The sequence below is a fragment of the Mesorhizobium sp. M5C.F.Cr.IN.023.01.1.1 genome, from assembly GCF_003997585.1.
GTDB classification, from domain to species: Bacteria; Pseudomonadota; Alphaproteobacteria; order Rhizobiales; family Rhizobiaceae; genus Mesorhizobium; species Mesorhizobium wenxiniae.
In genome coordinates, this window is record NZ_RZSU01000058.1 from 16,219 (window position 1) to 41,640 (window position 25,422).

The 25,422-nt window shown below is 61.9% G+C and carries 25 protein-coding genes, 1 tRNA gene and 1 riboswitch; of the genes, 18 read left to right on the forward strand and 8 right to left on the reverse strand.

The features are described 5' to 3' along the window. The first annotated feature begins 17 nt into the window (after nt 1–17). The 8 genes from nuoN (at nt 18) to EOA78_RS21800 (ending at nt 8,657) form a co-directional block, all read left to right on the forward strand. Nucleotides 18–1,454, forward strand: coding sequence for an NADH-quinone oxidoreductase subunit NuoN (gene nuoN, locus EOA78_RS21765; protein ID WP_127316915.1), 1,437 nt, complete (start codon nt 18–20; stop codon nt 1,452–1,454). A 4-nt stretch (nt 1,455–1,458) separates the two neighbouring features. Further along, complete coding sequence (locus tag EOA78_RS21770; protein WP_127316916.1) at nt 1,459–2,280, forward strand: biotin--[acetyl-CoA-carboxylase] ligase; 822 nt, start codon at nt 1,459–1,461, stop codon at nt 2,278–2,280. Between the two features lie 80 nt (nt 2,281–2,360). Next, the gene (locus tag EOA78_RS21775) at nt 2,361–4,031 is read left to right on the forward strand and encodes a ribonuclease J (protein ID WP_127316917.1); all 1,671 of its coding nucleotides are present in this window, start codon (nt 2,361–2,363) and stop codon (nt 4,029–4,031) included. Between the two features lie 104 nt (nt 4,032–4,135). Then, entirely contained in the window at nt 4,136–4,540 is a 405-nt protein-coding gene (gene mce, locus EOA78_RS21780) for a methylmalonyl-CoA epimerase (protein WP_095483449.1), read from the forward strand. Continuing rightward, nucleotides 4,537–4,821 (forward strand): DUF1467 family protein, encoded by a 285-nt coding sequence (locus tag EOA78_RS21785; protein ID WP_127316918.1) that lies wholly within the window; start codon nt 4,537–4,539, stop codon nt 4,819–4,821. The genes mce and EOA78_RS21785 overlap by 4 nt, the downstream gene beginning before the upstream one ends. 544 nt (nt 4,822–5,365) lie before the next feature. Then, on the forward strand, nt 5,366–6,694 hold the full coding sequence (gene proS / locus EOA78_RS21790; RefSeq protein ID WP_127316919.1) for a proline--tRNA ligase: 1,329 nt from the start codon (nt 5,366–5,368) through the stop codon (nt 6,692–6,694). Further along, nucleotides 6,691–7,977: a lipoprotein-releasing ABC transporter permease subunit gene (locus EOA78_RS21795; protein WP_127316920.1), complete on the forward strand. Its 1,287-nt coding sequence runs from the start codon at nt 6,691–6,693 to the stop codon at nt 7,975–7,977. Before proS ends, EOA78_RS21795 begins: the two co-directional genes overlap by 4 nt. Beyond that, nucleotides 7,974–8,657, forward strand: coding sequence for an ABC transporter ATP-binding protein (locus tag EOA78_RS21800; RefSeq protein ID WP_174654574.1), 684 nt, complete (start codon nt 7,974–7,976; stop codon nt 8,655–8,657). The genes EOA78_RS21795 and EOA78_RS21800 overlap by 4 nt, the downstream gene beginning before the upstream one ends. A gap of 534 nt (nt 8,658–9,191) precedes the next feature. On the opposite strand, the gene lipB is transcribed toward EOA78_RS21800, so the two are convergent. Then, complete coding sequence (gene lipB, locus EOA78_RS21805) at nt 9,192–9,935, reverse strand: lipoyl(octanoyl) transferase LipB (protein ID WP_127316921.1); 744 nt, start codon at nt 9,933–9,935, stop codon at nt 9,192–9,194. Nucleotides 9,936–10,115: 180 nt separating this feature from the next. Between lipB and EOA78_RS21810 the strand changes: the two genes are divergently transcribed. Beyond that, a tRNA-Leu gene (locus EOA78_RS21810) sits at nt 10,116–10,200 on the forward strand. Nucleotides 10,201–10,487: 287 nt separating this feature from the next. Here EOA78_RS21810 and EOA78_RS21815 read toward each other — a convergent pair. Beyond that, nucleotides 10,488–11,417, reverse strand: a complete 930-nt coding sequence (locus tag EOA78_RS21815; protein ID WP_127316922.1) for a dihydrodipicolinate synthase family protein — start codon at nt 11,415–11,417, stop codon at nt 10,488–10,490. A gap of 434 nt (nt 11,418–11,851) precedes the next feature. Here EOA78_RS21815 and EOA78_RS21820 point away from each other — a divergent pair, with 434 nt between their 5' ends. Together EOA78_RS21820 and EOA78_RS21825 are read left to right on the forward strand one after the other, a co-directional pair. Beyond that, nucleotides 11,852–12,598: a phosphatase PAP2 family protein gene (locus EOA78_RS21820; RefSeq protein WP_245477635.1), complete on the forward strand. Its 747-nt coding sequence runs from the start codon at nt 11,852–11,854 to the stop codon at nt 12,596–12,598. Between the two features lie 252 nt (nt 12,599–12,850). Then, the gene (locus EOA78_RS21825) at nt 12,851–14,572 is read left to right on the forward strand and encodes a GH32 C-terminal domain-containing protein (RefSeq protein WP_127316924.1); all 1,722 of its coding nucleotides are present in this window, start codon (nt 12,851–12,853) and stop codon (nt 14,570–14,572) included. A gap of 22 nt (nt 14,573–14,594) precedes the next feature. Here EOA78_RS21825 and EOA78_RS21830 read toward each other — a convergent pair whose 3' ends face one another. Further along, nucleotides 14,595–15,368: an HAD-IIB family hydrolase gene (locus tag EOA78_RS21830; RefSeq protein ID WP_127316925.1), complete on the reverse strand. Its 774-nt coding sequence runs from the start codon at nt 15,366–15,368 to the stop codon at nt 14,595–14,597. Continuing rightward, complete coding sequence (locus tag EOA78_RS21835) at nt 15,365–16,702, reverse strand: glycosyltransferase (RefSeq protein ID WP_127316926.1); 1,338 nt, start codon at nt 16,700–16,702, stop codon at nt 15,365–15,367. The genes EOA78_RS21830 and EOA78_RS21835 overlap by 4 nt, the downstream gene beginning before the upstream one ends. Nucleotides 16,703–17,257: 555 nt before the next feature. On the opposite strand from EOA78_RS21835, the gene mgtE reads away from it, so the two are divergent. Further along, on the forward strand, nt 17,258–18,676 hold the full coding sequence (mgtE, locus tag EOA78_RS21840; protein ID WP_127316927.1) for a magnesium transporter: 1,419 nt from the start codon (nt 17,258–17,260) through the stop codon (nt 18,674–18,676). 149 nt (nt 18,677–18,825) lie between these two features. Further along, the gene (locus EOA78_RS21845; protein WP_023685221.1) at nt 18,826–19,212 is read left to right on the forward strand and encodes a MerR family DNA-binding transcriptional regulator; all 387 of its coding nucleotides are present in this window, start codon (nt 18,826–18,828) and stop codon (nt 19,210–19,212) included. Nucleotides 19,213–19,215: 3 nt separating this feature from the next. Here the strand turns inward: EOA78_RS21845 and EOA78_RS21850 are convergent, their stop codons facing one another. From EOA78_RS21850 to EOA78_RS21860, 3 genes are all read right to left on the reverse strand, one after another. Beyond that, nucleotides 19,216–19,707, reverse strand: coding sequence for an isoprenylcysteine carboxylmethyltransferase family protein (locus EOA78_RS21850; protein ID WP_127316928.1), 492 nt, complete (start codon nt 19,705–19,707; stop codon nt 19,216–19,218). Next, a complete protein-coding gene (locus tag EOA78_RS21855; protein ID WP_127316929.1) occupies nt 19,704–20,696 on the reverse strand; it encodes a DUF1624 domain-containing protein in 993 nt (330 codons plus the stop codon). The genes EOA78_RS21850 and EOA78_RS21855 overlap by 4 nt, the downstream gene beginning before the upstream one ends. Before the next feature lie 90 nt (nt 20,697–20,786). After that, nucleotides 20,787–21,119 carry an SRPBCC family protein gene (locus EOA78_RS21860; protein WP_245477633.1) on the reverse strand — a complete coding sequence of 111 codons (333 nt, stop codon included), beginning with the start codon at nt 21,117–21,119 and terminating at the stop codon, nt 20,787–20,789. Nucleotides 21,120–21,206: 87 nt separating this feature from the next. On the opposite strand from EOA78_RS21860, the gene EOA78_RS21865 reads away from it, so the two are divergent. The 5 genes from EOA78_RS21865 (at nt 21,207) to cobO (ending at nt 24,308) form a co-directional block, all read left to right on the forward strand. After that, nucleotides 21,207–21,899, forward strand: a complete 693-nt coding sequence (locus EOA78_RS21865; RefSeq protein ID WP_127316930.1) for a gamma-glutamylcyclotransferase — start codon at nt 21,207–21,209, stop codon at nt 21,897–21,899. 66 nt (nt 21,900–21,965) lie between these two features. Next, nucleotides 21,966–22,161: riboswitch (cobalamin riboswitch) on the forward strand. A 36-nt stretch (nt 22,162–22,197) separates the two neighbouring features. Beyond that, nucleotides 22,198–22,377, forward strand: a complete 180-nt coding sequence (locus tag EOA78_RS21870; protein WP_127316931.1) for a CbtB domain-containing protein — start codon at nt 22,198–22,200, stop codon at nt 22,375–22,377. A 15-nt stretch (nt 22,378–22,392) separates the two neighbouring features. Continuing rightward, entirely contained in the window at nt 22,393–23,169 is a 777-nt protein-coding gene (locus EOA78_RS21875) for a CbtA family protein (protein ID WP_127316932.1), read from the forward strand. Next, the gene (gene cobU / locus EOA78_RS21880; protein WP_127316933.1) at nt 23,162–23,689 is read left to right on the forward strand and encodes a bifunctional adenosylcobinamide kinase/adenosylcobinamide-phosphate guanylyltransferase; all 528 of its coding nucleotides are present in this window, start codon (nt 23,162–23,164) and stop codon (nt 23,687–23,689) included. Before EOA78_RS21875 ends, cobU begins: the two co-directional genes overlap by 8 nt. A 1-nt stretch (nt 23,690) precedes the next feature. Then, the gene (gene cobO, locus EOA78_RS21885) at nt 23,691–24,308 is read left to right on the forward strand and encodes a cob(I)yrinic acid a,c-diamide adenosyltransferase (RefSeq protein WP_127316934.1); all 618 of its coding nucleotides are present in this window, start codon (nt 23,691–23,693) and stop codon (nt 24,306–24,308) included. A gap of 153 nt (nt 24,309–24,461) precedes the next feature. Here the strand turns inward: cobO and cbiB are convergent, their stop codons facing one another. After that, nucleotides 24,462–25,421: an adenosylcobinamide-phosphate synthase CbiB gene (gene cbiB / locus EOA78_RS21890; RefSeq protein ID WP_127316935.1), complete on the reverse strand. Its 960-nt coding sequence runs from the start codon at nt 25,419–25,421 to the stop codon at nt 24,462–24,464. Nucleotide 25,422: the final 1 nt, after the last annotated feature.

Sequence of the window (25,422 nt, forward strand, 5' to 3'; positions counted from 1 at the left end):
TAAGAGGTTTGCGAACCATGACGCCGGACCTTCTCTCCAGCCTGTCGCTCTCTACGCCAGAGCTGATCCTCGCCGTCGGCGCCCTGGCGCTGCTGATGCTCGGCGCCTATTCGCGCGCGAACACCACCACCACGGTGAGCGGCCTTGCCGTCGCCGTCCTAGTGGTTGCCGGCGTCTGGACGATCTTTTCCACCGGGCAGGGCAACGCTTACGGCGAAGCCTTCGTCCAGGATCCCTTCGCCCGCTTCATGAAGGTGCTGGCGCTGATCGGATCGGCGGTGACGCTGGTCATGTCTATGCGCTTCGCCAAGGCGGAGCATTTCGACAAGTTCGAATATCCGGTGCTGATCCTGCTGTGCACGCTCGGCATGATGCTGATGATCTCGGCCAACGGCATGATCGGGCTTTATCTCGGCCTCGAATTGCAATCGCTGGCGATCTATGTTCTGGCGGCGATCAACCGGGACAATCTGCGCTCGACCGAGGCGGGGCTGAAATATTTCGTCCTCGGCGCGCTGTCGTCGGGCATGCTGCTTTACGGCATCAGCCTCGTCTACGGCTACACCGGCAACACCGGCTTCCAGGAGATCGCCACGGCGTTGGGCGGCGGCGAGCGGCAGCTTGGCCTCGTCTTCGGCCTGGTCTTCGTGCTGGCCGGCCTCGCCTTCAAGATATCGGCGGTGCCGTTCCACATGTGGACGCCCGACGTCTATGAAGGCGCGCCGACGCCGGTGACGGCGTTCCTCGCGGCGGCGCCGAAGATGGCGGCGATGGCGCTGATCGTGCGCGTCACAATGGGCGCGTTCAAGCCGATCGCCGCCGACTGGCAGCAGATCATCGTCTTCATCTCGATCGCCTCGATGGCGCTCGGCGCCTTCGCGGCCATCGGCCAGACCAACATCAAGCGGCTGATGGCCTATTCCTCGATCGGCCATATGGGCTACGCGCTGGTCGGTCTCGCCGCCAACAGCCAGGCCGGCGTGCGCGGCGTCGCCATCTACATGCTGATCTATCTGGTGATGACGCTCGGCACCTTCGCCTTCATCCTCGCCATGCGGCGCAAGGAAGGCAATGTCGAACAGATCAGCGATCTCGCCGGCCTGTCGTCGACCAATCCGATCATGGCGACGATCCTCACCATCCTGATGTTCTCGCTGGCCGGCATCCCGCCGCTCGCCGGCTTCTGGGGGAAGTGGTACGTGTTCCTCGCCGCCATCAACGCCAACCTCTACGCGCTGGCGATCATCGGCGTGCTGGCCTCGGTGGTGGGCGCCTATTATTATCTGCGCATCATCAAGATCATGTGGTTCGACGAACCGGTCGGCGGCTTCGTGCCGATGGCGACCGAACTTCGCATCGTGCTCGGCGTCTGCGGCGCCTTCGTGCTGTTCTATGTGCTGATCGGCGGGCCGATCGGCACCTATGCCGAAGCCGCCGCCAAGACGTTTTTCTGACGGGATGGCATTTCGGCTGGCTCCAACAGCGGCCTCGGAAGGGTTCCGGCTCGAGGCACATGACACCGTCGGTTCCACTAATGCGCTGGCGCTGGACCATGCGCGGGCGGGAGATCCAGGCAAGCTCTGGGTCGTTTCAAAAAAACAGGAAAGCGGACGTGGCCGGCGCGGCCGCGTCTGGGCGACGCCCGAGGGCAATCTGGCGGCAACGCTGCTGGTGGTCACCAATGCCGAGCTTCGCTTGGCTGCAACGCTCGGCTTCGTCGCCGGCCTGGCGCTGGCCGATGCGCTCGACGCCGTCGTGCCGAAGGGCAGGATCGCAATCGGCCTCGACGGCGGCAGCGATGGCAAGAACCGTTTCGAGCTGAAATGGCCGAACGATGTGCTTGCCTCCGGCGCCAAGCTTGCCGGCATCCTGCTGGAATCGGCGATACTCGAAGGCGATCGCTTCGCGGTGGCTGTGGGCATCGGCGTCAATGTTGTGGCCTATCCCGAAGATTTGCCTTATCCGGCGACATCGCTTAGCGCGCTGGGCGCTGCTTGCGATGCCGAGACGCTGTTTCTGGCGCTGTCGGATGCCTGGAGCGAGAATGCGCGGCTGTGGAATGATGGGCGTGGGCTTTCCGCCGTCAGGCGCCGCTGGCTGGCGCGCGCGGCAGGGCTTGGCGGGCAGGTTGCTGTCAGAATTGACGGTAATGTGGTGCGCGGCACGTTCGAGACCATTGACGAGGACTGCCGTTTCGTGATCCGCGACGATAAGGGTTCGGTTCTAACGATCGCCGCCGGCGACGTGCATTTCGGTGCGGTCGCGTCGGCCCAGGTTTGACGGGTCAGGTTTGACGGGCCCAGTTTTGAAGGGCCCCAGTTTTGAAGGGCCTGGTTTGACCGGCCAGGAAAGGAAAGATCATGGCGACAGCGGAAAACGCCGAACTCGTCTTCGTGCCGCTCGGCGGCGTCGGCGAGATCGGCATGAACTTCGCTCTCTATGGCTACGGGCCGGCCAATGCGCGCGAATGGATCGTCGTCGATGTCGGGGTCACCTTCCCCGATGCCAGCCTGCCTGGCGTCGACCTGGTGCTGCCCGACACGCGCTTCATCGAGGAGAACGTCGCCAATCTGCGCGGCATCATCATCACGCACGCGCATGAGGACCATTACGGCGCGCTGCTCGATACATGGCCGAAGCTCAAGGCGCCGGTCTGGATGACGCCGTTCGGGGCCGGATTGCTGGAAGCCAAGCGGCAGGGCGAGCAGGGCGCACCGAAGATCCCGGTGACGATCTACCGCGCCGGTCAAAAATTCAGTGTCGGCCCGTTCGCGATCGAGGCCATCCCGGTTGCGCATTCGATTCCCGAGCCGATGGCGCTGGCGATCACATCGCCGGCCGGCACCGTCATCCACACCGGCGACTGGAAGATCGATCCGGCGCCGACGATCGGGCCGATGACCGACGAGGCCCGCTTCCGCGCCTATGGCGACAAGGGCGTGCTGGCGCTGATCTGCGATTCCACCAATGCGCTGCGGGAAGGGGAGTCGCCGTCGGAAGTAGCGGTTGGCGAGGGCCTCAAAGGCGTCATCCAGAGCGCCAAGGGCCGGGTCGCGGTCACCACTTTTTCCTCCAATGTCGGGCGCATCGTCTCCATTGCCAAGGCGGCACGGGACGCGGGCCGCCAGTGCCTTGTGCTCGGCCGCTCGCTGAAGCGCGTCATCGATGTTGCCGGCGAGCTCGGCTATATGGATGGACTGCCCGAATTCATCGCCGAGGAGGATTTTGGCTTAATCCCGCGCGAAAACCTCGTCATCATCTGCACCGGCAGCCAGGGCGAGCCGCTTGCCGCATTGGCAAAACTGTCGCGCGAAGAGATGAAATCGGTGTCCTTTACGGCAGGCGACACGGTGGTGTTTTCCTCGCGCACCATTCCCGGCAACGAGAAGGGTATCCTCGAGATCAAGAACCGCCTGATCGATCTCGGCATCAAGATCATCGAGGACGGCGATGCGCTGGTGCATGTCTCCGGCCATCCCCGCCGCAGCGAGTTGCGCAAGATGTATGAATGGGTGCGCCCACAGATCGGCGTGCCGGTGCATGGCGAGGCGGCGCATCTTGTAGCGCAAGGGTCGCTGATGTCGGTGTCCGGCATCGGCCAGGTGGCGCAGGTGCGCGACGGCGACATGCTCCGGCTCTTTCCCGGTGCGGCGACGATCATCGACCAGGTGCCGTTCGGCCGCATCTACAAGGACGGCAGGCTGATCGGCACCGACCAGGCGATGGGCATTCGCGACCGGCGCAAGCTGTCTTTTGCCGGCCATGTCGCGGTCAATGTCGTGCTCGACGACAAATATGAGCTCGCCGGCGATCCCGATCTGGTCGCAATCGGCGTTGCTGAGGCCGATGCCCGCGGCGAGAGCCTCGAAGACCTGATGATCGATGCGGCAATCGGCGCCGTGGACTCTATCCCCCGTCAGCGCCGAAAAGACCTCGACCTCGTGCAGGAGGCGGTGCGCCGCGCCGTCCGCGGCGCCGCCAATGAAGCGTGGGGCAAGAAGCCGCTGGTGACGGTGTTCGTCACTAGGTAAGGGAGTAGGGGAGTACGGCAGTAGGACAGTAGGGAAAGGCGATAGTACCTCGCCGACATTTTTCCCTACTGCCCTATTGCCTTACTGCCCTAAGGACGCCGCCAATGCTCGGACGCCTGAACCATGTCGCGCTTGCCGTGCCGGATCTGGCCGCGGCGACGGCGGCCTATCGCGACACGCTCGGCGCTCGGGTGACCGCACCGCAGGCGCTGCCGGAGCATGGCGTGACGGTGGTGTTCGTCGATGTCGGCAACACCAAGATCGAATTGCTGGAGCCGCTCGGCGAGGGTTCGCCAATCGCAGCATTCCTCGAGAAGAACCCCTCGGGCGGGATGCATCATGTCTGCTATGAGGTCGACGACATTCTTGCCGCGCGTGATCACCTCAAGGCCAGCGGCGCCCGCGTCCTGGGCGACGGGAACCCGAAGACCGGCGCGCATGGCAAGCCGGTGCTGTTCCTGCATCCCAAGGATTTCTTCGGCACGCTGGTCGAACTGGAGCAAGCATGAGCTGGGTTTCGTTTCTCGCCCTGTTCTTCATCACATGGTGGGTGGTGCTGTTCGCCATCCTGCCGTTCAGCGTGAGGACGCAGGACGAGGATGAGGACGTGACCTTGGGCACGGTGCCCAGCGCGCCGCGCGGATCGCATATGCTGCGCGCCGTGCTGCGGACGACGATCGTCACGATGGTTCTTCTTGGTATCTTCTATGGCATTACGAGGGGGCTCGGCCTCGGCATCGACGACATCCCGCACATCGTGCCGGATTTCAGCCAGAGCCCCGAAAATTAGACCTCCAGCACGGCTGTCCGCATCCTGCACGTGAGCACCAATCCGGGCCGGAAGCCTATGCAGGTCCTTCGAAACCTGCTGTGCTGACGCTGCGTGAAGTGACTTGGCAATTTGTCGTGCTAACCAAATGATTGCACAAAAAAAATGCAAGGCCGAGGCCTTGCAATTTAAACGCGTCCGATCCGTTTCCGGTGTCCGGCGGCAGCGAGTAACCGCGCCTAGATCGCATCCTCCCAAGACTTTGACCGCGTAGGAGAGCAGATTTCTTTCCGCCCTCTCGGTTATCGGGGCACATTAGACCAAGGCGGGTGAAAATGTCACGCAGAATTTTGCCTGGAAATAAGCAATCTCGTGCTGCAGTGCACAATAGTATGGCAGGCGTTGCTTGCCAAACGACCAGCAAGGCGGATGCGGCACTGCGGCGCCTTTGCGACACCCGATGGGCGGGTTTCCATTCCGTCATGAAATGGCTATGAAGCCGGGGCAAGCAAGCCTGCGCTGCGCCGATTCCGGTGCGGCAATCCTCTCTCTCACGGACCAGTCCATGCGTTTGTCGCGCTATTTCCTGCCTATCCTTAAAGAAAATCCGCGCGAGGCCGAAATCGTCTCGCACCGGCTGATGCTACGCGCCGGCATGATCCGCCAGCAGGGGCAAGGCAGTTTTTCCTGGCTGCCGCTCGGCAAAAGGGTGCTGGACAAGGTCTGCCGGATTATTCGCGAGGAGCAGGACCGGGCCGGCGCGCTCGAGATCCTGATGCCGACCATCCAGTCCGCCGAGCTGTGGCGCGAAAGCGGCCGCTATGACGACTATGGCAAGGAGATGCTGCGCATCAAGGATAGGCAAGACCGGGACATGCTCTACGGGCCGACCAACGAGGAGGTGGTCACCGAGATTTTCCGCGCCTATGTGAAGTCCTATAAGGATCTGCCGCTCAATCTCTATCACATCCAGTGGAAATTCCGCGACGAGGTGCGGCCGCGCTTCGGCGTCATGCGTTCGCGCGAGTTCCTGATGAAGGACGCCTATTCCTTCGATCTCGACTTCGAAAGCGCTAAGGCGGCCTACAACCGCATGTTCGTGTCCTATCTCAGGACGTTCACGCGCATGGGACTGCAGGCAATCCCGATGCGTGCCGACACCGGGCCGATCGGCGGCGACCTCAGCCACGAATTCATCATCCTGGCCGACACCGGCGAGAGCCAGGTCTATTGCCATCGCGACTATCTTGCGCTTGATGTGCCGGGGGCGGACACGGACTTCGCCAACGATGCCGAGATCGGCGATATCGTCAAGAAATGGACGACTCCCTATGCCGCGACCGACGAGATGCACGACGAGGCGGCATGGGAGAAGGTTGCGACAAGCGACCGGGTCTCGGCGCGCGGCATCGAGGTCGGCCACATCTTCCATTTCGGCGACAAATATTCGAAACCGATGGGGGCCAAGGTGACCGGGCCTGACGGCAAGGATCATTTTGTCTCCGGCGGCTCCTACGGCATCGGCCCGACGCGGCTGGTCGCGGCGATCATCGAGGCCAGCCATGACGACAACGGCATCATCTGGCCGGGCGCGGTGGCGCCCTTCGACGTCGGCCTGATCAACATGAAGGCCGGCGACGCCGAGTGCGACCGCGTCTGCGACGAACTCCATGCGGCGTTTGTTGCCGTCGGCAAGGACGTGCTCTACGACGACACCGACCAGCGGCCAGGCGGCAAGTTCGCCACCGCCGACCTGATCGGCCTGCCGTGGCAGGTGATCGTCGGGCCGCGCGGCGTGGCGGCCGGCGAGGTCGAGATCAAGAATCGCAGGACCGGCGAGCGTGAGACGCTGCCGATCGAGGATGTGAAGAAACGCTTCGGTTTTGCCGCATGAGCGAAGCGGCAGTAGCGAAACCCCCGGCCGCCGGACCTTTTTCCGTTTTCGAACGCATGGTCGCATGGCGTTATCTGCGCTCGCGCCGCAAGGAGACGGTGATCTCCGTCATCGCCTCGATCTCCTTCCTCGGCATCATGCTGGGCGTCGCCACGCTGATCGTCGTGATGGCTGTCATGAACGGGTTTCGCGCCGAGCTCCTGACGCGCATCCTCGGCGTCAATGGCCATCTGATCGTGCAGCCGCTCGACATGCCGCTGGAGGATTATGCGCAGGTCGCCGGTCGCATCAACGGTGTGCCCGGCGTCCAGTACGCCATTCCGCTGATCGACGGGCAGGTGCTGGCGCAAGGCAATATCGGCGGCGGGTCAGGGGCGCTGGTTCGCGGCATACGCGGCGAGGATCTGGTTAAAATTTCGATCGTCGCCAACAATATCAAGCAGGGCTCGATCGCCGGCTTCGACACAAGCGAGGGCGTCGCCATCGGCAGCCGCATGGCCGACAATCTCGGTCTTGTGCTCGGCGACACGATCACGCTGATTGCGCCCGACGGCGATGTCACGCCGCTCGGCACGACACCGCGCATGAAGGGCTACCCGATCACGGCAATCTTCGAAGTCGGCATGTCGGAATATGACAGCTCCATCGTCTATATGCCGTTTTCGGAAGCACAGCTCTATTTCAACATGGATGGCCGAGCTCAGGCGATCGAGATCTATGTCGACAATCCCGACAATGTCGACGCGCTGAAGCCGAAGGTCGAGGAGGCGTCGCAGCGGCCGATCACCATGGTCGACTGGCGAGAACGCAACCGGACATTCTTCGATGCGCTGCAAGTGGAGCGCAACGTCATGTTCATGATCCTGACGCTGATCGTGCTGGTGGCGGCGCTCAACATCATTTCGGGCCTGATCATGCTGGTGAAGGACAAGGGCCACGACATCGCCATCCTGCGCACCATGGGCGCCACGCGCGGCGCGATCCTGCGCATCTTTCTGATGACCGGCGCGGCGATCGGCGTGGTGGGCACCATCGCCGGCGTGCTGCTGGGCGTCGTAATCTGCCTGAACGTCGAGCGAATCCGCCAGTTCTTCTCCTGGCTGGCCGGCGAGAGGCTGTTCAATCCCGAGCTCTATTTCCTGAGCCAGCTGCCTGCCCGCATGGACGCCAGCGAGACGATCTCGGTGATCCTGATGGCGCTGGTGCTGTCGTTCCTAGCGACGCTGTTTCCGGCATGGCGCGCGGCCAGGCTCGATCCGGTCGAAGCGCTGAGGTACGAATGATGGCCGAGGCCATTATCGAGCTGAAGAGCGTCGAGCGGCACTATGTCCAGGGGCCGCGCAAGCTCACCATCCTCAACGGCGCCGATTTTTCGCTGAAGCGCGGCGAGATCGTGGCGCTGGTGGCGCCGTCGGGAACCGGCAAATCGACGCTGTTGCACACCGCCGGACTGCTGGAGCGGCCGGACGCCGGCGACGTGATTCTGGCAGGCCGCGCCTGCGGGCGGCTTTCCGACGACGAGCGCACGGCGATCCGCCGTAACGATGTCGGCTTCGTCTATCAGTTCCATCACCTGCTGCCGGAGTTCACGGCGCTGGAAAACATCATGATGCCGCAGCTGATAAAAGGGCTGACGCGCAAGGAGGCTGCCGAGCGGTCGGCGCAACTGCTCGACTATATGCAGATCGGCAAGCGCGCGCAGCACCGGCCATCCGAATTGTCCGGCGGCGAGCAGCAGCGCGTCGCCATTGCGCGCGCCGTCGCCAATGCGCCGCTGGTGCTGCTTGCCGACGAGCCGACCGGCAATCTCGATCCGGTCACCGCCTCCTATGTGTTCGAGGCACTGGGAGCGCTGGTCCGGCAATCGGGGCTGGCGGCGCTGATCGCCACCCACAATCACGAGCTTGCATCGCGCATGGACCGTCGCGTCACGCTGGCCGACGGCAAGGTTGTTCCGCTTTAGGTGTATCGATATTCAGCCGGCCTGCGAACGGCGGTTTCCTGCGCTTCCGGTACTCACGTACCCAACAGTACGCTCCGTTCCGGTTCTTGGAACCCACCCAGTCTGGTCGCTTCGCGCCCGTCTTCGACTCCGGCTAGGCCTGACCTGAATCTCGACACATCTACGGGCTGATCACCGGCGTGCTATCTGGCTGCACCTCCCCACACGCAGCCAGTGCGGGAAGCGGCGGAAATCCGCTCTCAACCTTTCCTTAACCCTGCCGAACTGATCACCGGCAATTCGCGGCTCGCCCGGATTGTGGTCGTTGACATTCGAACAAAATTAGAACAAAATACGAACATACTGAAAACAGGAGAGCGTTATGACCGGTCTTGTTCAGGATGTCGTGTCACTGGTGTGCATGAGCACGTTTCTCATTTCCATGGCGATCTGGATCGGAGCGATGTGAGGCAGCGCTGAAAGACATGGCTCAAATGCTGACGTTCTTCACGGGGTGGGGGCGGCGTCGGAGCTCGGTGGTTCGGTGCTGCTTGGTCAGCCAGCCTTGCGGGCCGCTTCGACAAGCAAAGGTGCCGCTGGTCCGAAGATGTCCTCGAAGGCGGATTTCAGCGCGAAATCGAGGTCGGCCATCCCCAAAGGAAGGCCGAGGTCGACGAGGCTGGTGACGCCGTGATCCTGCACACCGCACGGCACGATGCCGCTAAAATGGCTGAGATCCGGCTCGACATTGATGGCGATGCCGTGAAAGCTCACCCAGCGCCTCAGCCTGATGCCGATGGCGGCGATCTTGTCCTCGGCCGGCGAGCCGTCGGGTCGGACCGGGCGATCCGGCCGCACCACCCAGACGCCGACGCGGTCCTCGCGCCGTTCGCCGCGCACGTTGAAGGTGGCGAGCGTGCCGATGATCCATTGTTCGAGCGCCGCGACGAAGGCGCGGACATCCTCGCGCCGCCGCTTCAGGTCGAGCATCACATAAGCGACGCGCTGGCCTGGCCCGTGATACGTGTATTCGCCGCCGCGCCCGGCCGCGAATACCGGAAAACGGTCCGGCTCGATCAGGTCATCGATGTGGGCGCTGGTGCCAGCGGTGTAGAGTGGCGGGTGCTCGACCAGCCAGACCATCTCGCCGGCGGCGCCGCTTCGGATCGCTTCGGCACGCGCCTCCATCACGGCAAGCGCATCCGGATAGGCGGTGAGGCCGGGTTCGATCCGCCATTCGACCGGTGCCGAACCGGGCAGGGGCAGGAACGACGTGGCGATCTGGCTGCGTTCTGTCATGGCGTGTCTCGTGTCGCTCTTCATATGGCGGCAATCGGCTGAAACGTCCAGTTCCGAGCGCGTTCCAACCCTTTGGAGGGTTATGCCGAATCCCGGGCAATTATTGCGCGACGCGCCCTTGTTTCGCCGGAAACGATTTGCTACACGCCGCGAGCCGGTTCGTTTCGGCTCCTACCACGTGCGGTCGTGGCGGAATTGGTAGACGCGCAGCGTTGAGGTCGCTGTGGGGCAACCCGTGGAAGTTCGAGTCTTCTCGACCGCACCAGCTTTGTCCAATAAGCTGTTATTTATTACGCAATTTTCTGTTTCACTACAGCTCTTCCAGGACTGTTTGTGCAAGCTGAAACACTGTGCGAACCTGCGGCTGGTTGGGCGCGGAATGCCGCGCGCTAACCGCATGGTTGACCCGTCATCAAATGCCAGCTGCTTCAAAGACCCGAACCGTGCCGCGAAGCGGACATTGGGAACCCTTGGCAAAAGATGCGCTTTTCACGCAGGCGCTCACGCGGCTATCCATTGATGTGATGCGCGGCAAATAGCCCGCTGGTTGCATTATCTCGGGGCTTGTTTGCGGACGCGACTTTCCAGCCGCAAAAGCAGATAGTCGACCTCTTGTCTGGCCGCTGCCGACAACGCACTGCCCGGCTTGCGCTGGGCGTCGGAAGCGATGGCACCGCGCTTCATCATCACATATTTGCGTACCGCAAGTCCGACACCGGGTTGCTGCTCATAGCGCAGATAGGGCAGGTGGGCGTCGAAAAGATCGTGCGCCTTGTCGCGCTCGCTGGCGGCAGACAGTTTCACCACGTCGACCAGCATATCGGGGAAGGCATAGCCGGTCATCGCACCGTCGGCGCCGCGCTCCATCTCGAAGTCGAGGAAGAGGCCGCCATTACCGGTGAGAATGGACAGTGGCCGCAGCGAGCCGTCCTTCTGAAAGCCGCGCAGCGCGCTGATCTTCTCCAGGCCCGGCCAGTCCTCGTGCTTGAGCATGAAGCAGGCCGGGTTGTCGGTGACGATGCGGCGGATGACGGCCGGCGTCATGACGACCGAGAGGGTCAGCGGATAGTCCTGCAGGACGAAAGGAACATCTTCGCCGATCGCTTCGGATGCGTTGCGGAAATAGGTGACGATCTGGTCGTCGGTGCGCAGCGTCGGCGGCGGCGCAATCATCACGCTCTGCGCGCCAACCTCCATCGAGGCGCGCGCAAGGCTGCGCATGGCGGCGAAGCCAGGGGCAGAGACGCCGACGATGACCGGCAGCCTGGTGCGCGCCACGATACGCTTGACGATCTCGAGCGATTCGCCGGCGTCGAGCTTCGGGGCCTCGCCCATGATGCCGAGGATTGTCATCCCATCGACGCCGCAGCGCTCGTAGAAATCGACCATCGAATCAAGTGATTCCCAGTCGATCTTGCCATCCGCCTCGAACGGCGTCGGGGCAATGGTGTAGACACCTTTGGTGTCAGGACCGATGGCCATGAGATCCTCCTAAATTCAGCTTTCAGTCATAGCGCAGGACCGAGGGTCCGATCCAACCCGGCAGTTGGTCCGGACGGGCGCGAAGTAACCGCATGGTAAGCTTGCTTCGCTATCACATTGATAATGCCACCGATGGCGCATTTGATTCTTGGTAAATTAGTATGTCATTAACTATAGGGGTAGGGGACTACAGTCCATCGACAAAGTGGTCGTTTCGCCTTGCCTTCTTTATGGCAATCTACGTGGTATGCGCGTCCGCACTAAACCCACAGTCTTTCTTCAATCTGGTCCTGGTTTATGCTCAGAAGTTTACCGTCGGTATCCCTATCTTGTTTATCAGTGGTGTCTGTTCCGCCGCGCTTATTTGCGGCCGAGGGGAGCCAACTCGCTACGCCGTAGATTTGGTTCGAGCGCGCTGGCGTGGCTGTTTGCTGGTGCTGCTGTTCTTCTTCGCCAGCTTGACCGCGTTCTCTACCTACAAGATGGCCATCCCGTCCGTCGTTCCATTCTATGCGGACAACTGGCTAGCCGATCTGGATGAATGGTTGCACGGGATTGCGCCGTGGGAACTCACGCACAGGCTCGACAGCAACATGTGGTCGATCGTCGTCTTCAACAGCTATGAGGTGATTTGGTTTTTCCAATGGTTCGGCACCATGCTTTTCGTGTCTCTCTGGTCGGACAAGATTGGCCGCATCCGCTACCTCTGGGCAGCAGCGCTGACGTTATGCATCCTCGGCACTCTCTTGGCCTCGGCGCTGGCGTCGGTCGGGCCGATCTACTACCACCAGTTTGTTGGCGAGGATCGCTTCAACGGACTCAACGCCGCCATGGACGGTCTCGACTATAGCCATATGGTGCGGGAGCCCGCTGCATATCTTCTGACGGCTTACCAGAGCGGCCGGCCAGACCTTGGCGGTGGCATCTCGGCCATGCCAAGCATGCACGTCGCCTTTGCCACACTGAATGCCTATCTGCTTTCATCCCTCAATATCTGGCTCGGTATTCTCGGTTGGATGTTCGCAGTCCTGATAATGTACGGTTCGGTATATACCGGATGGCACTATGCTGTTGACGGCTACGTCTCCATCATTGTGGTGTCGGTGATCTGGTGGCTAACCGGACGCCAGCCAGCGCAAATTGAGACACAGTTTGCGATACGCCAACCCATAGAAGGTTAGGTGTGCGACGCCTGACAATGTCAGCCAGGGGCAACAGCGCTGGTTAATTTATTGGCCGCGCCAGCAATTGCAGACACCCCACAGCGACGGCGAGGTCAAAACCCCTGGAAAAGAGAAGGTCTTGGCCGATCCCGGGAATGGCTTTGCTAAAGTGAAGATCCAGCTTTAACCTTCTGCAACGCATTTCCAGGTCGAAAACCGGGTTTGATACTCTATCTGTCCGGGAACGCCGCACGGAACGGAGCCAGCTTCATGAGTGACAGCCAGGTCAAGGAAAGGATTGCGGGAGGGAACACCATTCGAAGCCTGCATGCCGACCTGCCAGTCAACGCCACGTTCCATATCTGGCTTAAGGCGGCCAAGCCGGATGTTCCGGGCTCGCTGTCTTTTTCCAATGTCCGTGGCAAGTTCGGCGAGGTGAGCGTTACGAACGCCGAAGAGTATGAATTCAGAATTTTTCACGTCTTCGGCGGTGGCAGTGTCGAACTCGACTACGACACGGATCAGACCTCGGTATCGGTCGCCTACTGGTTCGCATTGGCCGACGTGCTGGAGACAGGCATTACAGTTATCCACACCAATCCGGGAAATGCCCCGCCGAACATTCCTGACAGCTATCATTTTCGCCCGCCGTTCGGCTGGATGAATGATCCAAACGGATTCGGCCGGTTTGGAGGTCGCCCACATCTCTTCTACCAGCATTATTCCCATGGGCTTCGGTGGAACACGATGCACTGGGGGCACGCCGTATCTTCCGACTATTTGCGATGGCGTCACATGCCCATCTTCCTGTTCCCGTCGGAAGATCTTACCGCAAGGCCCGACAAACGGGGCGGTGCGTATTCCGGCTCAGCCATCCCGCTTGCCGATGGCCCGGGTATTCGCGTCTTTTTCACCGAGCAGGTACAGGACCGTATCCCGGAACAGCAGATCCAACTCACTGCCACTTCCAGCGACCTCATCACGGCGGGAAATGCCGACGTCATCCTGCCCTACCGCCCACTTGACGAGGGATTGACCACCGATTTTCGCGACCCATACGTCTTCAAGGGACCGGATGGCCGTTGGAAAATGCTGCTGGGCAGCCAGAGCGATGAGGGCGGCGTTGTCCTGCTCTACGAAACCCACGACCATACGGCCGCCACCGGCTGGACATATATCGGCAAGCTTCTGGTCGAGAAACACTATCGGACGACGGCGATCGAATGTCCCTGTCTGCTGCCGCTCGACGGGCCTGCGACCGATCCTGCGACGCGCTGGGTTCTAATTCTCGGCCTGATGAATAGTGAGGACCAGTCCACCCGGCGCAAGAATCTGACAATGGCCATTGTCGGCTGGTTCGATGGTCAGACCTTTTCCAAGGAATTCGAACAGGAACTGGACTTCGGGACGGATAACTACGCCTTCCAGGCCTTCGTCGACGGTGATGCCATTGTCGGTATTGGATGGCTTGCCAACTGGGCCGATACCGGACCGGCGATCGATTTCCCCACAGCCATGACGTTGCCTCGCAACATCCATCTGTCTGCAGGCGAGTTGCATACCCCGCCCATCGGAGCAGCCGAGAGCCTGCGGAGCCATATTCTGGACCGAACGCGCCTTGCAGCCGGAGAGCAGGTAAGCTTTATCAACGGCTCCGTCGAAATCCTGTTCGAGTTGGAAAAGCCGGGTGCCCATTTCCGCCTGAAGCTCCATCATCCAACTGTTCGCCTCGAGGTTGTCGTCGACGACGAGGGACTTGCCATTTGTCATGAAGACGGGGGCGCAGCTCAGTCTCCTCACTATATCGCCAAGGGAGCCCGTCCAAGACGGCTGCGGATATTCCTCGACTACGGATCGATCGAGGTCTTCGCGGATCGCGGTCGTTGGGCTGGCACGAAGCGGATCAGCGGTTTTGAGCCGGTACAATCGGCACGTCTCATCGCCGAAACGGGCGCCGTTCTACACGCGACGGTATGGGCGCTCAAACCGTGACAAGGGGATCAATATTTCCAGTTTAGGATCGGGCGTCGTCAAACACCGACCAATGAACGAGGCCTTCGACGACGCCAAAGGCAAACTGTTCCTTCGCGCTGTAAACCAGCGGGTTGTCCCGAGCCATGTCAAGCAGTTCGGGTAGGGCATTGGCGACGACAATCCCGCGCGCACCCGGCAGGTCGAACATACTGCGATCGTTGTTGGTATCGCCGGCGACCACCACCTCATCCAGGCCGATACTGAGTTCATTGCAGAGCCAGGCCAGCGCCTGGCCCTTGTCTGCCGAACGCGGCAGGATATCGAGATCGCGTCCGCTGGAATAGATCATCGTCACTGACAGGCCGGCCTCGGCCAGAGCGCGCTCGATGCTGGCAAGGGCTTCCGGACTTGCTTCGTGCAGGTACCAACTCGATTTGAAGGCGTGTTGATAGCCGTCGGGTTGGCGAACGGTGTCTTCGAGCGATCCGAGCACCGCATCGACTTTCTCAAGAGACCAGCCTTCCGAAAACCTCTGGGTAAAGTGCCCCAGATCAGCAAAGTGTGCGAGACGAGAGGTGTGCCGCGGACCGGCGAGCATTGTGCCGACACCGCCGATCACGTAGTCCGGCGCTGGCAGGCCGACTTCGTCGACGAAGTTCAAAATATCGTCGGCCAGACGACCGCTGTTGTAGACGAGAACCGGCCGGTGCTCGGGGTCGAGCGCTTCCCATTTGGAACGGAAGCGTGATGTCGCCGGCGCATCGCCTGCCAGAGTCCCGTCGAGGTCACTCGATAGAAGCGCGATCGGTTTCAATCGCCGTCGTTCCACGGCTCATCCCAATCATGGTCGTCGACCGCCTTCAGCACCGGACGTCCCTCGACAAGGCTGACAAGCTGCTGCGCGATACCTGTCCAGGTGAACAGGCTGCGCGCCTTGTGCGCACCCATGCGACCCAGTCGGCCGTAGAGGCGCTGGTGCTTCATAGGCTTGACGATCGTGATGCCGAGATCTTCCTTGTCGAACGGATCACCGAACAGCGCGTGCCGGCCATAGCTGATCCCGCGATAGAGGCCGCCATGGATCGTAACCACGGTGGGCGTTCCGCAGGCCATTGCCTCGATCGCGGTCATGCCGAACGGCTCGTAGCGGCTCGACAGGACGAACATGTCCGCCGCCCGATAGGTGTCGGCCAGATCCTCGTCGGCAACATATCCGGAGAAGACGACACGACCCTGCAAGCCTAGCTGTTCAACCTGTTCCTTGAGCTGGTTCAGGATCTTCTGTTCCTGCTCGTCCATGTTCTCGCCGCCGACAGCAAGTCTCAGGACCGCATCCGGCACACGCGGCACCACCACGGAAAACGCATCGATCAGCAGGTCGTAGCCTTTGTTGGTGGCGAGCCGGCCGAGCGCCAGGATCGTTCTCCCCTCGAAGCCGAGCCGATGGCGGATCAGCCGGCGAGACGCCTCGCTGACGGGGAAGAACCGGTTGTCGTCGTAACCGGGCGGGATCATGTGCACGCGGTCGCGCTCGAGACTGTAGTCCTCGACCAGCATATCCACCTGCGGCGGCGTTGTTGCAATCACCATGGCACAGCTTCGATAGATGATGGTCTCGTGCTTTATGCGCTCGGCGAAATTGAACTCGGCCTCGAATGTATCGGCCTTGTCCGGGTAGTCCGTCTTCATCTGGCGCTGCTTCCATATACCGAGAGAATGCGGCGTATGGATGTGCGGGATATTGAGAGCTTCCGACAGTCGTTGCCCCGCCACGCCCGCATCCCAGTAGTGACTGTTGATGAAGTCGTAGGAGAGGTTTTCCCTTCGAATCAGGCGCAGCGCGTTTTCACACCACTCGAGAAGGTGGCGGTGGAGATATTCCTTCGGGATAAAATTGGGTCCGCCACAGCCGACACGCAGGACACGAACCCCGTCTGCCACTTCATCGACAGGAGGCTGGTCTTCAAATCGCCGCGTCCAGATATCGACAGCATAGCCCAATTGGGCCAGCTTTTTGGCCAGTTCCAGGACATAGACCACCTGTCCGCCGGTGTCGGCCGCACCCAATGGCGGGTTTGCTGCAACGTAGCCGTGGGTGGAAATGAGTGCAATTCTAGGTATCGCCGCATCCGAGTTGACGTCCGGCATCTGTATCCTTCTCTACGATTGATCTCTGCACGCCCGCAGTCGGAGCATGGGCCAGTCCAGCTATATAAGGATTCCAGCCCCCATCCGCAAATATTGAGCACGCGCTCAGGTCAACGCAATTGACGTGATGGTAAGGCAAACCGGCTCTGTTGCATGTTTCGGTCACCGAGTGGCCTCGAACAGCGTTGGACGGTTGTTCGAGGATTTATGGTGTCCAAAGGCCGCCATTTCGATCGGTCTGTCATCCTTTGCGCCCGTTGGTCTCTGGCCTCAGGAGTTGAGCCTACGCCTCCTTGAGGGATGGCCGAGTGGGGCATCAACGTCCGTCCCTCAATCCGGTTGCACCTGGCTTCGCTCCCCGGTGAGGAAGGGTGGATTTCGTTTGATATTCCCGCGCATTGCGCAATAGAGCTGCGGAGCCTCAGGTCGAATCGTGCCACCGCTCTATCTTTGTGTTTGAGCATCGGATTTTCCCAAAACCGGTTTCCACTTCTGGATCCAATGCTCTAGACCTGACAGGCACCTTTTCCGGAATTCTGATGGCGGGAGGCGCTGGTGGAAGGCCAGGACGAACAGACGACCGGCGCCAGGGCCGCTGAGGACAGCCACGCCGACATTTATGGCGAGGACGGCGCCATTCTGTCGTCGTTCCTTGCCGCGATCGGTGCAGCGATTGCCGATCGCGACACGCTGACGCTGAAGCGTGAAGTCGACGACCTGCACCAATCGGAACTCGGCGACCTGCTGGAGGCGCTTCATCCCGAACAGCGCCGCGCGCTGGTCGACTTGTTGGGCGCCGACTTCGACTTTTCCGCGCTGACCGAGGTCGACGAGGCGATACGCCGCGACATCGTCGACAATTTGCCCAACGCGCAGATTGCCCAGGGGGTGCAGGACCTCGATTCCGACGACGCGGTCTACATTCTCGAGGATCTCGAAAAGAAAGACCAGGACGAGATCCTGTCGCAACTGCCCTTCACCGAGCGGATCAGGCTGCGCCGCTCGCTCGACTATCCCGAAGAGACCGCCGGCCGCCGCATGCAGACGGAGTTTGTCGCGGTGCCGCCGTTCTGGACAATCGGCCAGACCATCGACTACATGCGCGAGGACAACAACCTTCCCGACCGCTTCAGTCAGATCTTCGTCATCGATCCGAGCTTCAAGCTGCTCGGCGCTATCGATCTCGACCAGATCCTGCGCACCAAGCGCTCGATCAAGGTCGAAGAGGTCATGCATGAGACCAGGCACGCCATTCCGGCCACGATGGACCAGGAAGAGGCGGCGCGCGAATTCGAACAATACGACCTTCTCTCCGCCGCCGTCGTCGACGAGAACGAGCGGCTGGTCGGCGTGCTGACCATCGACGACGTGGTCGACGTCATCCAGCAGGAAGCCGAGGAGGATCTGCTGCGCATGGGCGGTGTCGGCGACGAAGAACTGTCGGATAGCATTCTTTCGACCTCGCGCTCGCGGGTTCCGTGGCTGCTCGTCAACCTGCTGACGGCGTTCCTGGCGGCCTCGGTGATCGGCCTGTTCGACCGCACGATCGAGCACATCGTGGCGCTGGCCGTGCTGATGCCGATCGTCGCGGGCATGGGCGGCAATGCCGGCTCGCAGACCATGACGGTCACGGTGCGGGCGCTGGCAACCAGGGACCTCGACATCTACAATGCCGGCCGCATCATCCGCCGCGAGATGGGGGTGGGCTTCATCAACGGCATCATCTTCGCCATCCTGATCGGCATCGTCGCGGCCGCCTGGTTCCGCGATCCCAATTTGGGCGGCATCATCGCAGCGGCGATGATCATCAACATGTTCGTCGCCGCACTTGCCGGCATCCTGATCCCGCTGCTGCTCGACCGGTTCAAGATCGACCCGGCCGTGGCTTCGGCGGTTTTCGTCACGACGGTCACCGACGTCGTCGGCTTCTTTGCCTTTCTCGGCCTCGCCGCATGGTGGTTCGGCGTGCGCTGAGCGAACGTGCGGTTATGCCTTCAATTGACTTTTACGTAAATGCCATGCGAGATTTTGGAACTGCCTGTCGGCCGATTCTGACGCCCGTCTGGACGATAGCGAGGCCGCATGATTGGAACTCGCAGCGCGGCTGGGCATTTGGAGTGACGATGCGGGAATATTATTCGATCACCGAACTGACCCGCGAATTCGATGTTTCGACGCGGACGCTGCGCTTCTACGAGGACGAGGGGCTGGTGCAGCCGGTACGTCGCGGCCGTACGCGGTTGTTTCGCCCGTCGGACCGGCACCTCATCCGCCAGATCATGCGCGGCAAGAGGCTCGGCTTTTCGATCAATGAAATCCGCGAAATCATCCAGATGTATAAGGAGCCGCCCGGGGAGGTCGGTCAGCTCAACCTGATGATCAAACGCATTGAGGAAAAGCGCGAGGATCTGCGCCAGAAGCGCCGGGACCTCGAAGAGACCTTGGCCGAACTCGACCAGGCCGAGGAATCCTGCGTCGAGCGATTGGTGGAGCTCGGCGTCAACACCTGAAGCTCAAATCCAGCGCCGCACTTTTTTCGCGTAGTCCCGGTATTTCTTGCCGAATTTCGTCGTCAGAACTTTTTCCTCGCCCTCAATCGCCATTTTCTGCGTTGCGAAGGCGGCGATGAACGCCAGCGGCAGGAACCATACGATCCCCGAGACAAGGGCCACGCCGATCAGCAGCAGCGTGTTGGCCAGATATATCGGGTTGCGGCTGACAGCAAAGGGGCCTGATGTCACCAGATGGTCCGGCACGGCGTTTGGGTGGAGCGTCGTCTTTGCCCGGATCATGGTGCGGATCGCCGTGAACCAGAGTGCGACGACGCCGAACAATGCCACCCAGCCGGCCGCAAACAGGATGTCGCCGAGCAGGCCGCCGATCCATGGCAGCGGGTAGAGCAAGCCAAGCGCGATGCTGACGGCGATGGCCGCGACATAGATCAGCGGCGGCCACGGTATAAACCCCGGTTTCGGTTGCCCCGGTTTCTGTTGATGGTCGGTCATTGTGCTCCTCCCTCCATCAAAGTGCTGTCGGCTTTGGCAGTGCAGGCGCCGGCGAGCTCGCCGAGATGTGCCCTCCATTCCGCAGCCTGGTCGTTGCGATAGAGCCGATCAAGCGTGGCCTCGCCCTCGAGCGTATCGAGCATGCACGCACAATAGCTGGAGCAGAACTCCGTGTCGCGCGATTGCTCGCACGATGTCTGACATTCTTTCAGGAAGGTGACCTGCCTGGTCTCGACCGGTGCCGGCACCACTTGCGAAAGCAGCCAGACCGAGCCGATCAGCACCGGCTGGTGGATCAGATAGAAGGCGAGGCTGTGCCGGCCGATAAAGACCAGCGGATTTGTCCAGCGGCCGGGCGTCAGGCCCGCCAGCCGCGTCAGCATGCCGGAAGCGAAGGCGAGTTTTGCCGCCGCGATGCCCACAAGCGCGGCGCCGAACCATGGAAACAGCGGGACATAATCGTTGGAGCGAGGATTGGTTGCCGACAGGCCGACCCACCACAGGGCCGGATGATCGAAGATCTCGGACCTGAGGTAGAGCGGCGCGGTGATGACGAAAGCCGCGACAACAAGCGTCAGCAGCGCCGGCAGCCGCAGAAACGCCAGGCCGAGCAGGCTGGCGAGCGCGATCTCGTGCAGGATACCGAAGAAGATGAAACTGTCCGGCGTGGCAAGCCTCGTGGCAGCCGATATGGCGAGCGCCGCACCAGCGACCATGGCGAAGCGTTTCCAGAAACCGTTCCAGCGGATCTGTTTGCCATGGGCGAGGAACAGACTGACGCCGACCAGGAACAGGAAGGTCGAAGCGATGCAGCGCGCGTAGAATTTCCACCAGCCGAAGGCGGTCAGGCCGGGATCGGTGTAGCCGAAGAATTCGAGATCCCAGGTGAAATGGTAACTCGCCATGGCAAGCAAAGCGACGCCGCGGGCGACGTCGATGGCGATGATGCGCTTGGATCGGTCCTGAACGGTCGGCGTAGGAATGCTCATGGTCTCGCAATCTGATTCAGCACTGCAAGACGACTATCATGGTTGCCCCCGACAAAAGAAGGCGGGCCAACCCACTTCGATGTTCAGGGCTTAGGCTGAGGCGTTTCGTGCCGTTCGCGCACCCAGTTGTGGAAGCGATGCAAATTCATATTCCTCGGGCATCAGCACGCCGGCCTTGTGGCGCATCGAGCGCAGGCCTTTCTGGTTGATCTCGCAGATATTAGCGTCTTCCTCCAGCACCTGCCTGCCGAAGGCGACGATGTTGTCGATATCAGCCGTTGGATCGGCGAGCGCTTCGGGCGAAAAAAGCCATTCGGCGGTCAGTTCGGTCTGCTCCGAGCCGAGCGGCACCAGCCGCACGGTCCTGACATAGTCGACATGGCCGACGATGAAGGCTGGCTCCTGAGATGCTCCAGCCGACATCCCGGCTATTCGTTTGTCAATTGGGGCGAAAGCATTGCCGGATTCGGTCGTGATGCCTAATCATGCCGGAAGCGAAGGGATTGTGACATGACCGCACGACAGATGTCGCTAACAGCCGAACTGGTGGCGCGCTGTTGGCGCGAGATCGAGGATGCCGGTCCCAATCCGGACGCGGCGCATCTGGATGACCGCGACTATGACGCAATGCTCGACGAATTCCAGGCTGAACTCCCAGCCTCCGAACCGCTGTGGTTGTTCGGCTATGGCTCACTGATTTGGAAGCCGGAAATCGACCACGTCGAGGAACGTGTCGCCGTAGCGCGCGGCTGGCACAGGTCTTTTTGCATGAACATGACGCGCTGGCGCGGCACCAAGCAGAGCCCGGGGCTGATGATGGCGCTGGACCGTGGCGGACAGTGCAAGGGTGTCGCCTTTCGGCTGAGCGATGGCGATCGCCGCGCGCAGCTCGACAAGCTTTTTCGGCGTGAGGTGACGCTGAAGCCGACGAGCTATCGTCCGCGCCTGCTCTCGCTGGCAAGCGACAGCGGGCCGTTCAAGGCGCTGGCCTTCGTCATCAACCGCAAGGGGACGACCTATGCCGGACCGCTCGGGGAAGACGAGGTGGCCGAAAAGCTCTCCACATCCTGCGGGCACTGGGGATCAGGCGCCGACTACCTATACAACACGGTGAAAAACCTGGAAGGGCGCGGCATTCACGACCGCCATCTGTGGCGGCTGCAACAGCTGGTTGCCGAGCGGATCACTGCCTCGAAGCCTTGAGACCGCGTGGCGCATTCGCGCTGGTAGCTGGCGGAATTTGGTTTGCCGGGCGCGACGATCCTGCCTATAGTCGCAGCCGTCGTCGGTTCCGTTAGGGACCAAGAGGGAATGCGGTGAGGGTGAATTTCTGCCCAATGCCGTGGCTGCCCCCGCAACTGTGTGCGGTAGTCCGCTCCATATGCCACTGAAGAGTTTCTTCGGGAAGGTGGGGAAGGGCGTTGATCCGCGAGCCAGGAGACCTGCCGGCGACAGGAAAACTGACTTCTATGCCCTCGGGTGGAGGGCGAAAGGACAAGACATGAACACCGCTTCCGTCTCGCTCGGCGCTTCCGTCTCCTCGCAGTCGCGCTTCGTGCAGCTGGCGCTTGCTGCATTTCTCGGCATTTTCGTCATGGGCTTTGTCGGCTTCTCGCAAATCGATGCGGTCCACAATGCCGCCCACGACTATCGCCATTCGATGGCGTTTCCCTGCCACTGACGAGGGGCTGACATCATGACACTGTTTCGCAACGTCGTGTTCATCGCGGCGATCGCAGGGCTTGTGGCTGGCGTCGTTCTCGCCTGCATGCAGGCCTATGCCACCGTGCCGCTCATTCTGAAAGCGGAGGTCTACGAACAGGCCGGCGGTGGTCACACGCATGACCATGCCGCGGCGTCAGCCGCGAACGCCGGGGACACGAATGCCATGACCAGCGCGGCGCCAGCGCCGGCCGAAGCTGCCGCTCCGGAAGAGGAGGGCTGGACGCCGGCCGATGGCTTCGAGCGCTTCGCCTTCAATGTCGTTGCCAATGTGGTCACCGGCATCGGTTTTGCGCTGATCCTGGTCGCCGCTTCGGAGTTCGCCGGCGGCATCGGCAATTGGCGTCAGGGCCTGTTCTGGGGCTTTGCCGGCTTTGCCGTATTCACGCTGGCTCCGAACCTTGGCCTGCCGCCCGAATTGCCGGCGATGCCGGCGGCCGATCTCACCCAGCGCCAGATCTGGTGGACGGCGACCGTGATGGCGACCGCGGCCGGTCTTGGCCTGCTTGCCTTCCGCAAGTCGTTGCCACTGGCGCTGATTGCCGTAGCGTTGATCGTGGCTCCGCATATCGTCGGCGCGCCGCAGCCCGACAGTTTCGAATCGCCGATCCCAGAAGGCCTGCATCACCAGTTCGTGGTGGCGGTGACGCTGACCAATCTGGTGTTCTGGCTGGTGCTCGGCGCCATCGTCGGCGTGGTGCGTGGCCGCTTGACCGGCACGGCGACCGGCCTGCGCGACAGCTTTGCCTGATCGCATTGCCCCCGGCGGGGCGCTGACCCTGGTCATCGGCGGTGCGCGCTCCGGCAAGAGCGCGCATGCCGAAAAATTGGCGACGGCCTGCCCGGCGCCGTGGGCCTATATCGCCACGGCGCAAGCCTATGACGACGAGATGCGCGAACGTATTGCGCTGCATCGGTCGCGGCGCGGTGAGGGCTGGACGACCATCGACGCGCCGCTCGATCTCGTCGGCGCGATCGAGGCGCTGCCTGACGGCCGGCCCGTCCTGATCGACTGCCTGAGTTTGTGGCTGACCAACCATATGCTGGCCGAACATGACGTTGAGGCCGAATGCCGGGGGCTGGTGGATGTGCTGTCACGACCGCGCGGGCCGTGGTTCGTGGTTTCCAACGAGGTCGGCCAGGGCATCGTGCCGGACAATGCGTTGGCTCGCCGGTTTCGCGATGCCGCCGGCCGGCTCAACCAGCAAGTCGCGGCAGTGTCCGATACGGTGCTGCTGATGGTGGTGGGGCTGCCGCTCAAGGTGAAGTGACATGACTGATACTATCGATCCCACTGACGAGGAGCGCCATCGCGCCAAGATGGCCAAGCGCAAAGCGGTGCAGGACGCCGAGGTCGCGGCAAAGACGGTCGAGAAGGGGCTGCTGATCGTCAACACCGGGCCCGGCAAGGGCAAGACCACCGCCGCCTTCGGGCTGGCGCTGAGGATGCTCGGCTACGGCAGGCGCGTCGGCGTCGTCCAGTTCATCAAGGGCAAATGGCACACCGGCGAGAAGGACGCCTTTGCCGCCTTCGGCGACCGGGTCGTCTGGCACACGATGGGCGAGGGTTTCACCTGGGAGACACAGGATCTGAAGCGCGACATCGCCGCCGCCGAGGCGGCCTGGGCCAAGGCGCTCGAGCTGATGGCCGATCCATCGATCAGCCTTCTGGTGCTCGACGAGCTGAACATCGCGCTGCGCTACGATTATCTCGATCTCGACAAAGTGGTGGCGGCGCTGAAAGAGCGCCGCCAAAACCTGCATGTCGCCGTCACCGGCCGCAATGCCAAGCCGGCGCTGGTCGATGCCGCCGATCTCGTCACCGAGATGGGCGCGACCAAGCATCACTTTTCCGCCGGCGTGAAGGCACAGCAAGGCATAGAGTTCTGACCCGCGCGCTTGAGGCTTCAAGTTGCTTTGTGACGGCAATTATGCTATGGATTTATACATGGTGCTGATTTGCGCCAGCGACCCGCCGCCGAGGCGGGTTTTTTATTTTAGCCGATCTTGGCCGGTCGCGTTTCTGATCTGCATTGAACGTCGTCAGGCGGCGATGACAATCACCGACAGCAAGCCGAACAGCGCGATCAGCAAAAAGTCGGCGACCCGATAGAGTTTCAGCGCCCGCCTGATGTCGGCGCTCTCGGCATCGCGGTGGCCGCCTTCGCCCATGAACGCATCGTCGACCATGACGCCGTCATAGGAACGCGGGCCGGCGAGCGCCAGGCCGAGCGCGCCGGCCATCGCCGCCTCCGGCCAGCCGGCATTAGGCGAGCGGTGCTTTTTCGCGTCGCGCCGCACGGTGCGCCAGGCGTTGCCGGCATCGGCGCCCTTGACGAAGAAAGAGGCACCCACGATGAGCAGTGCGGTCAGCCGCGACGCCGGCAGGTTGATCAGATCGTCGAACCGCGCTGCCGCCCTGCCGAAGGCCTCGTGGCGCGGGGTGCGGTGGCCGATCATCGAATCGGCCGTGTTGGCGGCCTTGTAGGCGACGCCGCCGGCCAGCCCGCCGACGCCGATCCAGAAGACGGGCGCGACGACGCCGTCGGAAAAATTCTCGGCCAGGCTTTCGATCGCCGCGCGGCAGACGCCGGCTTTGTCGAGCTTTTCCGGATCGCGGCCGACGATCCTCGAGACGGCAGCACGGCCGATGTCGAGTCCACCATTGTCCAGTCCGTCGGCCACCGCCTCGACATGCTCGGCCAGGCTCTTCTGCGACAGCAGCGACGTCGCCAGGATTGCCGTGAGGACCAGTCCGGCGGGAATGCCCGAAAGCATGGTTTCCACCGCGAAGGCGATGGCGGCCGGCACCAGCACGATGATCAGCAGCGCATGAACACCGCGCCGGCGACGCAGGGCGTCGGAATCAGTATCGCGGTTGAGCCTGCGGTCGAGAAAGGATATCAGCCTGCCGAACCAGGTGACGGGATGGCCGATGGCGCCGAACAGCCAGGCCGGGTAACCCACGGCGAATTCAACAACCAGTGACAGGAAAGCGGTCAGG

Excerpts from the sequence above, each read along its gene's own strand:
- nuoN (WP_127316915.1), top strand. The coding sequence starts at position 18 with ATGACGCCGGACCTTCTCTCCAGCCTGTCGCTCTCTACGCCAGAGCTG.
- EOA78_RS21770 (WP_127316916.1), top strand. The coding sequence starts at position 1,459 with ATGGCATTTCGGCTGGCTCCAACAGCGGCCTCGGAAGGGTTCCGGCTC.
- EOA78_RS21775 (WP_127316917.1), top strand. The coding sequence starts at position 2,361 with ATGGCGACAGCGGAAAACGCCGAACTCGTCTTCGTGCCGCTCGGCGGC.
- mce (WP_095483449.1), top strand. The coding sequence starts at position 4,136 with ATGCTCGGACGCCTGAACCATGTCGCGCTTGCCGTGCCGGATCTGGCC.
- EOA78_RS21785 (WP_127316918.1), top strand. The coding sequence starts at position 4,537 with ATGAGCTGGGTTTCGTTTCTCGCCCTGTTCTTCATCACATGGTGGGTG.
- proS (WP_127316919.1), top strand. The coding sequence starts at position 5,366 with ATGCGTTTGTCGCGCTATTTCCTGCCTATCCTTAAAGAAAATCCGCGC.
- EOA78_RS21795 (WP_127316920.1), top strand. The coding sequence starts at position 6,691 with ATGAGCGAAGCGGCAGTAGCGAAACCCCCGGCCGCCGGACCTTTTTCC.
- EOA78_RS21800 (WP_174654574.1), top strand. The coding sequence starts at position 7,974 with ATGATGGCCGAGGCCATTATCGAGCTGAAGAGCGTCGAGCGGCACTAT.
- lipB (WP_127316921.1), bottom strand. The coding sequence starts at position 9,935 with ATGACAGAACGCAGCCAGATCGCCACGTCGTTCCTGCCCCTGCCCGGT.
- EOA78_RS21815 (WP_127316922.1), bottom strand. The coding sequence starts at position 11,417 with ATGGCCATCGGTCCTGACACCAAAGGTGTCTACACCATTGCCCCGACG.
- EOA78_RS21825 (WP_127316924.1), top strand. The coding sequence starts at position 12,851 with ATGAGTGACAGCCAGGTCAAGGAAAGGATTGCGGGAGGGAACACCATT.
- EOA78_RS21835 (WP_127316926.1), bottom strand. The coding sequence starts at position 16,702 with ATGCCGGACGTCAACTCGGATGCGGCGATACCTAGAATTGCACTCATT.
- EOA78_RS21845 (WP_023685221.1), top strand. The coding sequence starts at position 18,826 with ATGCGGGAATATTATTCGATCACCGAACTGACCCGCGAATTCGATGTT.
- EOA78_RS21850 (WP_127316928.1), bottom strand. The coding sequence starts at position 19,707 with ATGACCGACCATCAACAGAAACCGGGGCAACCGAAACCGGGGTTTATA.
- EOA78_RS21855 (WP_127316929.1), bottom strand. The coding sequence starts at position 20,696 with ATGAGCATTCCTACGCCGACCGTTCAGGACCGATCCAAGCGCATCATC.
- EOA78_RS21860 (WP_245477633.1), bottom strand. The coding sequence starts at position 21,119 with ATGTCGGCTGGAGCATCTCAGGAGCCAGCCTTCATCGTCGGCCATGTC.
- EOA78_RS21865 (WP_127316930.1), top strand. The coding sequence starts at position 21,207 with ATGACCGCACGACAGATGTCGCTAACAGCCGAACTGGTGGCGCGCTGT.
- EOA78_RS21870 (WP_127316931.1), top strand. The coding sequence starts at position 22,198 with ATGAACACCGCTTCCGTCTCGCTCGGCGCTTCCGTCTCCTCGCAGTCG.
- EOA78_RS21875 (WP_127316932.1), top strand. The coding sequence starts at position 22,393 with ATGACACTGTTTCGCAACGTCGTGTTCATCGCGGCGATCGCAGGGCTT.
- cobO (WP_127316934.1), top strand. The coding sequence starts at position 23,691 with ATGACTGATACTATCGATCCCACTGACGAGGAGCGCCATCGCGCCAAG.